Source organism: Lacrimispora sp. (assembly GCF_032078915.1).
GTDB lineage: Bacteria > Bacillota > Clostridia > Lachnospirales > Lachnospiraceae > Lacrimispora.
Genome location: NZ_DAMAUN010000019.1, coordinates 1 through 11,656 on the forward strand (window position 1 = coordinate 1; position 11,656 = coordinate 11,656).

General features: G+C 42.8%; 12 protein-coding genes. All 12 read left to right on the forward strand.

Annotation, left to right across the window (positions count from 1 at the left end):
• The first annotated feature begins 244 nt into the window (after positions 1 to 244).
• The 12 genes from rplM (at position 245) to greA (ending at position 11,640) form a co-directional block, all read left to right on the forward strand.
• Entirely contained in the window at positions 245 to 679 is a 435-nt protein-coding gene (gene rplM, locus RT269_RS09760) for a 50S ribosomal protein L13 (protein ID WP_313182232.1), read from the forward strand.
• Positions 680 to 707: 28 nt separating this feature from the next.
• Complete coding sequence (gene rpsI, locus RT269_RS09765) at positions 708 to 1,100, forward strand: 30S ribosomal protein S9 (protein WP_313182233.1); 393 nt, start codon at positions 708 to 710, stop codon at positions 1,098 to 1,100.
• Between the two features lie 318 nt (positions 1,101 to 1,418).
• Entirely contained in the window at positions 1,419 to 2,465 is a 1,047-nt protein-coding gene (tdh, locus tag RT269_RS09770) for an L-threonine 3-dehydrogenase (protein ID WP_313182235.1), read from the forward strand.
• Between the two features lie 82 nt (positions 2,466 to 2,547).
• A complete protein-coding gene (locus RT269_RS09775; RefSeq protein ID WP_313182236.1) occupies positions 2,548 to 3,729 on the forward strand; it encodes a glycine C-acetyltransferase in 1,182 nt (393 codons plus the stop codon).
• A gap of 193 nt (positions 3,730 to 3,922) precedes the next feature.
• A complete protein-coding gene (locus tag RT269_RS09780) occupies positions 3,923 to 4,375 on the forward strand; it encodes a MarR family winged helix-turn-helix transcriptional regulator (RefSeq protein WP_313182238.1) in 453 nt (150 codons plus the stop codon).
• Positions 4,372 to 4,953, forward strand: a complete 582-nt coding sequence (locus RT269_RS09785; protein WP_313182239.1) for a cyclase family protein — start codon at positions 4,372 to 4,374, stop codon at positions 4,951 to 4,953. The genes RT269_RS09780 and RT269_RS09785 overlap by 4 nt, the downstream gene beginning before the upstream one ends.
• A gap of 595 nt (positions 4,954 to 5,548) precedes the next feature.
• Positions 5,549 to 6,169 carry a peptidase C39 gene (locus RT269_RS09790; protein ID WP_313182241.1) on the forward strand — a complete coding sequence of 207 codons (621 nt, stop codon included), beginning with the start codon at positions 5,549 to 5,551 and terminating at the stop codon, positions 6,167 to 6,169.
• 328 nt (positions 6,170 to 6,497) lie between these two features.
• On the forward strand, positions 6,498 to 7,823 hold the full coding sequence (aspS, locus tag RT269_RS09795) for an aspartate--tRNA(Asn) ligase (protein ID WP_313182242.1): 1,326 nt from the start codon (positions 6,498 to 6,500) through the stop codon (positions 7,821 to 7,823).
• Between the two features lie 57 nt (positions 7,824 to 7,880).
• The gene (locus tag RT269_RS09800) at positions 7,881 to 8,459 is read left to right on the forward strand and encodes a histidine phosphatase family protein (RefSeq protein ID WP_313182243.1); all 579 of its coding nucleotides are present in this window, start codon (positions 7,881 to 7,883) and stop codon (positions 8,457 to 8,459) included.
• 186 nt (positions 8,460 to 8,645) lie between these two features.
• Entirely contained in the window at positions 8,646 to 9,890 is a 1,245-nt protein-coding gene (locus tag RT269_RS09805; protein WP_313182245.1) for a [Fe-Fe] hydrogenase large subunit C-terminal domain-containing protein, read from the forward strand.
• A 222-nt stretch (positions 9,891 to 10,112) separates the two neighbouring features.
• Positions 10,113 to 11,096: a hypothetical protein gene (locus tag RT269_RS09810; protein ID WP_313182247.1), complete on the forward strand. Its 984-nt coding sequence runs from the start codon at positions 10,113 to 10,115 to the stop codon at positions 11,094 to 11,096.
• Between the two features lie 40 nt (positions 11,097 to 11,136).
• A complete protein-coding gene (gene greA, locus RT269_RS09815; protein WP_313182248.1) occupies positions 11,137 to 11,640 on the forward strand; it encodes a transcription elongation factor GreA in 504 nt (167 codons plus the stop codon).
• Positions 11,641 to 11,656: the final 16 nt, after the last annotated feature.

Sequence of the window (11,656 nt, forward strand, 5' to 3'; positions counted from 1 at the left end):
TCATTTTGGGAAAGCCCTACGGATTTTATATTTTTCAGGCTGATCCTGAGAGTCAGGTATGGTATGTGACACAAAACAGGCCGAAAAACCTTGATTTTATGGGAAAAGAGGTTGACACTTCCGGCTGAATGTAATATAATGTATAACTGTGACGTTAGACGAAAATGTTCAGCCAAAGCCCCGGAGTGAGCATTTTGCAATATAGTTATGCTTAAAAAAACCATAATTTACAGGAGGTTGTCCAATGAAGACTTTTATGGCTAGTCCAGCAACAATTGAAAGAAAATGGTACGTAGTTGATGCTACAGGATATACATTAGGACGTTTGGCTTCAGAAGTAGCTAAAGTATTAAGAGGTAAGAATAAACCGATCTACACACCGCATATGGATTGCGGCGATTATGTGATCGTTGTAAATGCAGATAAGATTACCGTAACCGGTAAGAAATTAGATCAGAAGATCTACTACAACCACTCTGAGTATGTAGGTGGTATGAGAGAAACAACTTTAAGAGAAATGATGGCTAAAAAGCCTGAAAGAGTTATTGAACTGGCTGTTAAGGGAATGCTTCCCAAGGGACCTTTAGGAAGAAGCATGATAACAAAACTTCACGCATATGCAGGTGCAGAGCATGGTCATGCAGCTCAGAAACCAGAAGTTTTAGAGTTCAAATTTTAATCAGAGGTGCTGAAAGGAGGAAGTTATCATGGCTAATGCAAAATTTTACGGAACAGGTAGAAGAAAAAAATCTATCGCTAGAGTATATTTAGTACCAGGTACAGGCAAGATCACTATCAATAAGAGAGATATTGACCAGTATTTAGGTCTTGAAACATTAAAGCTTGTTGTTCGTCAGCCGTTAGTTGCTACAGAGACAGTTGATAAGTTTGACATTCTGGTTAACGTTCACGGCGGTGGATTCACTGGACAGGCCGGTGCAATCAGACACGGTATTTCAAGAGCTTTGCTTCAGGCAGATATTGAATATCGCCCGATTCTTAAGAAGGCAGGCTTCTTAACAAGAGATCCAAGAATGAAAGAAAGAAAGAAGTACGGCTTAAAGGCAGCCCGTCGTGCTCCACAGTTCTCAAAGAGATAATCTCCGAGTTTCTGAGAACGCTTCAAAGCCATTGTATATCGGGAATTTGGGTGTGCATGAGCTTTCCTGGATTATGACTCACAAGAACAAAAATATAGTATATATAAGGAGATGGTTTCCATTTTGGAAGCCATCTTTTTTTGCGTATTTCCCTCTGAATTTCTTACCGAAAATCATAAGAAAAGGGATTGCAATCTACCGTCATTCATGATATTATGTCCCTGAGGGGGAGACATTAAATAGGAATATGTCTGTACATAAAAGACATTTTTCGTCTCACAAAGACATATAAAGCAATTAAGAAAGGTGGAGGTTACAATGAAAGAAAGAATGATGTATGCAATTGTAAAAGAACAGGCGGCGCGTGGGCTGGCGCTTAGAGAGGTCCCCATTCCCGACACAGGGGAAAATGATGTGAAGATCAAGATTCACTACACATCAATCTGCGGTACGGATTTACATATCCATAACTGGGATAAGTGGTCTCAGGAGACGATAAAACCGCCGATGACCATCGGACACGAATTTGTAGGAGAAATCGTGGAAGTGGGCAGCCTTGTGAAGGAATATAAAATCGGCGATATCGTATCGGGAGAGGGCCATATCGTATGTGGACACTGCCGTAACTGTAAAGCAGGAAAACGCCATCTTTGCAAAAATACCGTCGGTGTAGGGGTAAACCGTGACGGTGCATTTGCACAGTATCTGGTGATTCCGCAGACCAATGTGATTATCTGTGAGCCGGGAATCCCTGAGGAATTATGTTCTTCTTTTGATCCTCTGGGCAATGCGGTACATACAGCTTTGTCCTTTGATATGGTGGGAGAGGATGTGCTGATCACAGGAGCCGGTCCCATCGGCATCATGGCTGCAGCGATCTGCCGCCATGTGGGAGCCAAACATGTGGTGATCACGGATGTCAATGATTACCGGCTGAACCTTGCCCGGGAAATCTGCGGTGCCCATACTGTCAATGTAGCCAGGGAGAGCTTGGATGATAAGATGCAAGAGCTTCATATCGAGGAAGGTTTTGATGTCGGACTTGAGATGTCCGGCAACGGCCAGGCGTTTACTTCCATGATTGACCATATGTACAACGGCGGCAAGATTGCAGTGCTGGGACTTCAGGGAAGTGATACAGTGGTGCCATGGAATAAGATCGTGATCAACTGTCTGCAGTTAAAGGGAATTTATGGCAGGGAAATATTTGAAACCTGGTACAAGATGATGGCTATGCTAAACAGTGGCCTTGAAATTGAGAAGATCATCACCCATAAGTTTGATTTCCGGGAGTTCCAGAAGGGCTTTGACGTAATGAACAGCGGACAGTGCGGAAAGGTAGTTCTGGACTGGACGAAGATTTAATAGAGGATGGGACGAACGGATTGACATAGATAAGGTTATTCAGCCAGACATGGAAAATGAACGATAGGAGAGAAGTGATATTATGAAAAAAGCATTAAACTATTATAAAGAAGCGGTGGAACAGGCCCGAGAAGACGGAACTTATAAGGAAGAGCGCATTATCACAACTCCTCAAAGGAGCAGAATCAATACTACGAAGACAGAAAATGTCATCAATATGTGTGCCAACAATTATCTTGGACTTTCTGACAACCAGGAGATTATAGAGGCGGCCAAAGCCACTTATGATACATGGGGATATGGCTTGTCTTCCGTACGTTTCATCTGCGGAACCCAGGGGATACACAAAGAACTGGAAGCAAAAATCTCTTCCTTCCTGGGAATGGATGATACGATTTTGTACTCCTCCTGCTTCGATGCTAACGGAGGCTTGTTTGAGACACTGCTGACAGAGGAGGATGCGGTGATCAGCGACGCATTAAATCATGCCAGCATCATCGATGGCGTGCGTTTATGCAGGGCAAAGCGCTTCCGTTATGCCAATAATAATATGGAGGAGTTAGAACAGTGCTTAAAGGATTCCCAGGATGCCAGGATACGTCTGATTGCCACAGACGGTGTATTTTCCATGGATGGCATTGTGGCTGATTTAAAAGCAATCTGTGATCTGGCTGACAAGTACGACGCACTGGTTATGGTGGATGACAGCCATGCGGTAGGATTTATGGGAAGGCTTGGCAAAGGTACTCCGGAGCACTGCGGCGTCATGGGCCGGGTGGATATCATCACCGGTACACTGGGCAAGGCTCTGGGTGGAGCCAGCGGAGGATATACCAGCGCCAGACAGGAAATCGTGGATTTGCTTCGCCAGAAGAGCAGACCGTATCTGTTTTCCAATACCGTAGCTCCTGCAATCGCCGGCGGTGCCATAAAGACTTTTGAAATTCTGGAGCGGAGCACGGAGTACAGGGACCGCGTTCATGAAAATACCCGTTATTTCAGGGAGAAGATAAAAGAAGTAGGCTTTGATATTATAGAAAGTGATCATCCGATTGTGGCGATTATGCTGTATGATGCAAAGACGGCCGTTGAATTTGCAGCAAGGATGCTGGAGCGCGGCGTATACGTCATCGGCTTCTGCTATCCGGTGGTTCCAAAAGGAAGGGCAAGAATCCGTACTCAGATATCTGCCGCCCATACCAGGGAGGATTTGGATTTTGCTGTAGAATGCTTTAAGCGTGTAAAGGAAGAGATGGGGATTTAAGAAAATAGTGGAGTCGATTTTGCTGTAATATGAAATGGACGAGAGCGGGGAACTGGATTATATTTTATCCTGTTCCCCATTTTTGTGCGTGAATTGTTTGCTGTTGTTTGAATTTTATTTTTGTTGACTTGACAACAATAATTTGATGTGTTATCATAAGATTGCTTACTAGGAAACAAAAAGGAGATATAAAATGGAGCGGGAAATACTTCAACAGTTTACGCAGCTTTATAACAATCAGGATATGCTTAGCAATCTTATAAATAGTGGTTTAAATTCACGATATAGTAATTCAGAATTGCATTGTATTGAAGCGATCGGAAAGCTTGAACACCCAAATGGAGTGCAGCTCGCCGCGCTTCTCTCTATGACTCGAGGTGCAGTTACAAGGCTTGCTAAGCGTTTGCTGCAGGAGGGTCTTATCGAGCGTTATGTTCTCCCGGATAATAAAAAAGAAATTTACTATCGGCTGACCTCTATAGGAGAGGTTCTGTATAAAGAACATGAGGTTGCTCATACGAAATGGGAAGAACGGGATATTGCCTTTTTATATTCTGTTCCAATAAAGGAGCAAGAAGCAATACTTGACTTTTTACAAAAGTTTAATAACTATCTGAAAGCCAAAATACAGGAGGAATCGCTATGAAATATGATTTGACAACACAAGTGGATCAGTGCTTAATGGAGCAATGGCTCTCCACGCAGGAAAACCGCCATATTGCCGCAGGACATTTGGGAACACATTTAGATACCTATGAGAAAAGTGTTATCCCACTAGATTACATTACGTGCCCGGGTATTCTTTGGGATGTATCAGATATTGCAGAAGATCGTGAAATATCCCTCTCTGATATTAAGAATTTACACATACCGGAACATGCCTTTCTTTTCATATACACTGGTCGAAGTGAAAAAGAAAAGTATGGTACCGCTGATTATTTCCGAGATCATCCGCAGTTATCCAATGAGCTGATCCAATGGCTTACGAATCAACCGCTTCGCTTTTTGGGAATTGACTGCCCGGGAATACGCCGTGGAAAAGAGCATGAACCTGCTGACAGGATGTTGGAGAAGAATGGTATATACGTAATCGAGAACTTAAGAGGTCTTAATCAATTGTTAGATATTGATGTCTTTAAAGTCTATACACTTTGGTTTGATGATCCTGTTGCTACCGGACTGCAATGCAAAGTGATGGTGGATACTGGCAGAAATTATGTATGATGATAAAAATAAACCATCTTCAAAAGAATTGGAAGAGTTAAAGAAAAAACTAAGAGAACAATTGAAAGGGTAACTTTAAGCCTCACAGCTATTTTCCAAAAGACAAGGATTGCCTGCAAGCTGCAGGATAGAAAAAGACTCCTGAGAGTTTCTCTCAAGGAGTTTTTCTTATGTGCCGAATTTCACCGGAATAAATTGAATTCATGTAATAACGGTTAAGTTTTGTGGCACAATGTTATAGTGAACCACCCAGACGATCTGCCAGTAGAGATTCAAGTTGCAGAACCGATTAAAGGAATAATCATCAGTGTCATAAGAGTTTTCGCGTTGTGACTGCAGAATATAAAAGGTATTCATACCAGATGAAAATATATTGACAATAGTGTGTTAAAATGATACAAATAATGCTTATAAGAAAGAAATATGGTATGTGAGTTTAACCTCATCAAGTAGGGGCCAGATTGCGAATATCTGATTGACTAAGGAATATCGTTTGGCTCCTGTAATGCTAAAAAGCTATTATGAGTATACCCGGTATTTTTAACATATGACTGGTAACCGTGTATGAAAATCTTTGAAGGAAGTGAACCCCAATATGAAAAATCCGCTAAATTATCAGGTCACGGAATACGACTGCGGCCCGACCACATTACTGAATGCAATGAGTTACCTTTTCACCCGGGAGCAGATTCCGCCGGATATCATCAAACATATTATGCTTTTTTGTCTCGATTCCTATAATGCCAAGGGGGAGTTCGGGAAAAATGGAACCTCACGTATGGCTATGATGTTTTTTAGCAACTGGATCAACCAATTCGGAAAGATGAAAAAATTCCCGGTTCAAAGTGAATATCTGACTGGGGATGAAGTGTATATGGGAGAAAACAGCAAGATTATGTATGGCCTGCAGCAGGACGGAGTTGTGGTGGCGCGGGTGATGTATGGCTGCTGGCACTATGTATTGGTAACAGGGGCCGATAGTCAAAATGTTTATTTATTTGATCCATATTTCAGAAAGAAACCTTTTAAGCAAAAGGGATTGGAGCTGATCACAGATATGCCTTACCATAGGAACCGGTGTGTGCCATGGGAAATGTTTAATGATACGGGAAAGGGGACTTATGCCCTTGGACCCAAGGAAACAAGAGAGGCTGTCATCATTTTTAACAGCGTGACACAGAAGAAACCGGCAGATACCATTGAATATTTCATTTGACAATATAAGCTCTTTGTGATAACCTGTATCAAACTATAAGTGGAGGCAGCTATTATGAATCAACATCAACAACTTAAAAAGTTGAATTGGGACGACGATTGACAGCGCTTGTATCTGTGACGAACCGCAGGTGCAAGCGCTAAAAGCGTTGCGCCTATGTGGATAGAATATTTAAGGACCACATTGGTAAATTTAATTTGCTCGTGTGGTTCTATTTTTTTACCCATACGAGAAAAGGAAAGGTTGTGATCATATGGGACATATTGATGATGTCCTCATGGATATATTAGGCAATAAAATAGAATAATCAAAATCCAGGAGGAAAACAATGAAGAGTATTATCGGAGAGATCAAAGAGATAACCGTTGAGGCGGAGGAGCTGATAAACCATATCGGTGAAACCATAAGGATTCATGGAAGTATCTATAAAATCAGGAAAATGAGCGATTTTGCTTTTGTACTATTGAGAACGAAACGGAACGTGGTTCAATGCATTTATTCGAAAGAAGTTTCCCGGTTTTCTCTTGATGGAATAAAGGAAGAAAGCAGCGTAATCGTGACTGCCTGTGTCAAAGGGGAAGAAAGATCCAGAACAGGCTATGACCTTCAGATGATTGAGATAGAGATATTATCAAAGCCGGAAGAGCCAAGCCCGGTTGTAATTAATAATAAATGTGTAGATACTTCTATGGAAACACTGCTTAATTTCAGGCCGGTTACACTTCGCAACGAAAGAGAACGGGCTGTTTTTAAACTGCAGGAAGGGATCACTTATGGAATACGTGAGTTCTTAAAAAAGGAAAAATTTACAGAAATCCGTACGCCTAAAATCGTTTATGCAGGCGCTGAAGGCGGAGCTAATATTTTCCGGTTAGACTATTTTGGCAGAGAGGCATATTTAGCTCAAAGCCCGCAGTTTTACAAGCAGATGATGGTAGGCGTCTTTGAAAGAGTGTATGAAATTGCTCCGGTTTTCCGGGCGGAAAAACATGATACCTCCAGGCATTTGAATGAATATACAAGCGTGGATTTTGAAATGGGGTACATTCGCAGCTTTGAAGATATTATGCAGATGGAAACGATGATGCTAAAACATGTAATGGAACATTTAAAGGAACAATATGGAGATGAAATAAGGCTGTTAAAAGTGAAGCTGCCTGTGATCAAAGAAATTCCGGCAATTAAATTTAAAGAAGCAAAAGAATTGATTTCAAAGGAGTATCATAGACCGATAAAAGATTTTGATGATTTTGAGCCGGAAGAAGAAAAACTTCTTTACGAGCTGATTAAGCGGAAAACAGGAAGTGAATTTGTATTTGTAACTCATTATCCAAGCCAAAAGAGACCCTTTTATGCCATGGACAGCGTGGAGAATGAAGAGGAAACCTTAAGCTTTGACCTTTTATTCCGGGGACTGGAAATAACAACAGGCGGTCAAAGAATTCATGGGTATAAGGAACAGATTGAGAAAATGGAACGCAGAGGCATGAATACAGAATTATTTGAAAGCTATCTTATGATGCATAAATATGGGATGCCGCCACATGGAGGACTGGGCCTGGGCCTGGAACGTTTTACATGCAAGCTGCTTGAACAGGAGAATGTACGGTTTTCCACCTTGTTTCCAAGAGATATTAACCGGCTGATACCGTAGAATCATGAAATGGATTTCATGTGATAAATAACAGACAAAGGGAGAGGATAAAGCATAATGACAAGAGTGTATTTGGTACGTCATGCACAGCCGGACCATGCCTGGGAGGATGACAAGACCAGGCCTTTGACAATGGAAGGCAGAGAAGACTCCAGGAAGGTGCTGGAATTTTTGCAGGATAAAAATATTGATTCCTTTTATTGCAGTCCATATAAGCGGAGTTTGGACACCATAGGGGAAACGGCAGCGCATTATGAAAAGGAGATCATCACAGATGAACGTCTCCGTGAACGTGAAAGCGGGAGAAACGGGAATCATCATGAATTGTTTCGAAAGCGTTGGGAAGATCATGACTTTCATGAGGAGGGCGGAGAATCAATTGCCATGGTACAGGACAGGAATGTGGCTGCATTAAAGGAAATCCTTCGAGACAAGGATGGCAGGAATATAGTCATTGGAACCCATGGAACTGCACTTAGCAGTATTTTGAATTATTATGATACAGACTATGACTGCGATTCTTTCCTGCGGATCATGGATTGGATGCCATATATCATAGAGCTTGATTTCGTAGACGGAGAATTTACGGGAAAAATTGAGCATTTGCATATAAAAAAAGAATTTTTGGGAAAATAGAAAATGAATAAAAAACAATGATTATTTCCACAAACCATAATTTTCCTGGAATTATCATCTTCCCCATGAATGGTATGGTAAGGATGAAGAAAAAGTATTATAATAATAACTATCATATAATCACCGGAATTGATAAAAATATCAGTACTATAAAGAAAATCGAAACATACTTGCGGGAGGTATCTTATGCAGACATTTAAGCAGTTGTATGAAAGTTTGGTGAAGTCCGTACTAGATGATAATTTGGATCCGGAGATGGATTTGGAAACCTCATACGATCCTCATCATCTGGACTGTCTTTTGAATCCTACGAAGCACCCGGTAGTGATCCGCACCGGAACCTGCACATGTTCCAAAGAGGAACGGGAGGAATGCTTACAGCGCTGTCCTTTCGGCGCATTGGGGATCGGAAAGGACGGGGTCACTGTTGATCCGGAGCTGTGCCTGGGCTGTGAAAATTGCATTGAAGGCTGCGCACCGGAAAAACTGACAGCCAGTACGGACATTATCCCGGCTTTAAAAGCGATAAGAAGCTCCAAGGGACTGGTATATGCAATGATAGCTCCCGCATTTTTAGGCCAGTTTTCAAAGGAGGTTACTCCCGGTAAGCTTAGGTCGGCATTAAAAGCGGTTGGGTTTGACGGAATGCTGGAGGTTGCCCTGTTTGCGGACATCCTTACTTTAAAAGAAGCCCTTGAATTTGATAAAAATATCAATGATATCAATGACTTCCAGCTGACAAGCTGCTGCTGTCCCATGTGGATCGGAATGATCCGTAAAGTCTATCACCAGCTGGTTCCTCATGTGCCTGGCTCAGTATCGCCCATGGTTGCCTGCGCAAGAGTTGTAAAAGAACTCCATCCCGATGCTCTGACCGTATTTATTGGACCATGCCTTGCCAAAAAGGCGGAAGCCAGGGAAAAGGATCTGGCCGGTGCGGTTGACTTTGTTCTTACATTCCAGGAGGTAAAGAATATATTTGATGCCCTTGGAATCGATCCGGCTGTCATGGAGGAAAGTGAAAAGGACCATTCTTCAAGGGCCGGAAGGATCTACGCCAGAAAGGGCGGGGTCAGTGAAGCGGTAGAGAGTACGGTAAGAGCCATTAATCCCAATAAAAAAACAGAAATCCGTACTAAACAGGCGGATGGTGTACCTGCGTGCAGGAAGATGATCCAGGATATTATGGATGGGAAGATAGAGGCAAACTTTTACGAAGGCATGGGCTGTGTGGGCGGCTGCGTCGGCGGACCAAGGTCCATTTTAGGAGTGGATCAGGGAACAGAACTTGTCAATGATTACGGAGAAAAGGCGACTTATGTGCATCCGGCGGAGAATCCATATGTGATCGAGCTGCTGCACCGCCTGAACCTTGACAGCATTGACAGCCTGCTGGAAGAAACCGATTTATTCAGCAGAAATATTACGTAAGGCGAATTGTTTTTATAAATTTAACTTAATCAAGTAGTAAACGGATTGCGAATATCCGATGGACAATCATTTCAGTGAAATCAGTACCCGGGAACCATGGCTGGCGGCTCCCGGGTACTGATTTTCGGTTTTCTTGATTGCATCTTGCTTTTCACCCCTTAAAAATGATAATATAAAAGAGTATGCATGGACAAGACAGGCAACTGAAAGAAGGGAAATGGTATGGCAACAGGCAGAATGAATCAGCTGTTGGTAATGGTCAATTTATGCAGCAGTGTTGTGGAAGGAATCGAACACCTTATGGCCTATAAGGAAAATGAACGGCTGCAAGAGGATACTGTCACAGGGCTTCTCACTCTGGAGGAGAGTTTAGACGGATTTATGGCAGATAAATCGGTGGTCCATGAAACGAAATGGATGGCGGAAGTCATAAGGACCCGGCTGTTTGTTTTCGACCAGGAATTTAAAAACAGACTGTACCGCTGGTATTTTTCAGCGTTAAAAGAGCTTCGGAACTTAATGACGGCAGAAGTAGAGCGGTGTCCAGTCTGCTCAGGGAAAGGTGTCCCCCATTATGGAGCAGTGTTCTATATGGAAGGCGGAGAGGCGGATGAATATGTACTGGAGCCTGTCCGGGTCTTTATGAAGTGCAGGGATTGCGGAAATTATTATCTTGCAAGGGAAGAAAGCCGGTTTGTAAACACAAAGAAGGGCTCTCACCGCACAAAGGCAAGATGCGAGCGGCTTTTAGCCGACATCGGTGAAGTTGCAGCAGAAGGAACCATGCTATTTATTGGAGAAGAGAAAAGCCCATTATATAAAGAGGCCAGAAAGGCCGGATATAATCCTCAGGCCATGTCCTTAGAGGAAGACGATGAACGGATAGAAGGCGGTAAGGAGGCCTACCGGATCGTCCTCATTGACCGGATCTCCCGTACTCAGGATTTGAAAATGATCCTGACCCAGGCGGCGGAGTATCTGGCAGAGGATGGGATTCTCTGGTTTGATGGTCCGGATTTGGATAAATCCATTAAAAATCTGGAAAAAAAGGGAGCTTCCATATGGAAGGGAGAAGCGGCGGAGGTTTGCCTTACGGACAGTGGCATAGAGGCTCTGGCGGAGAAATGCGGACTTTCCATAAGATCATACCGTCATGTGGGGACTGCTTCCGGTCGTATTGAAGTAATTGCCCAGAAGAAGGTATGACAAATCCTATAGTAGAATGTAGAAAGAGGGAAGGAACAACGTGTTTGACAAAATAACGGAAAATGATATTAAGAAAATGCAGGAAGAGATAGACCACCGGAAGCTGGTCGTTCGAAAGGAAGCATTGGAAGCGGTAAAAGAAGCAAGAGCTCATGGGGATTTAAGTGAAAACTTTGAATATCATGCCGCAAAAAAGGATAAGAACCAGAATGAAAGCAGGATCCGTTATCTGGAGAAGATGATAAAGACGGCCCAGGTCATATCCGAAGAATCCAAAGACGATGAGATCGGGCTCTATAATACGGTTGACTTGTATTTTGAGGATGATGACGAGGAGGAGACCTACAAGCTTGTGACAACCGTCCGTGGAAATTCCATGAAAGGCCTTATCAGCTCTGAGTCTCCTTTGGGAAGGGCTGTTATGGGACATAAGGTAGGCGACCGGGTCTATGTAAAGGTCAATGACAATACAGGCTACTACGTAGTGGTAAAACGCCTGGAAAATACAAAGGATGATGGCAGTGACAAGCTAAGGAGCTATTGATCCGCCAAAGGGGCAG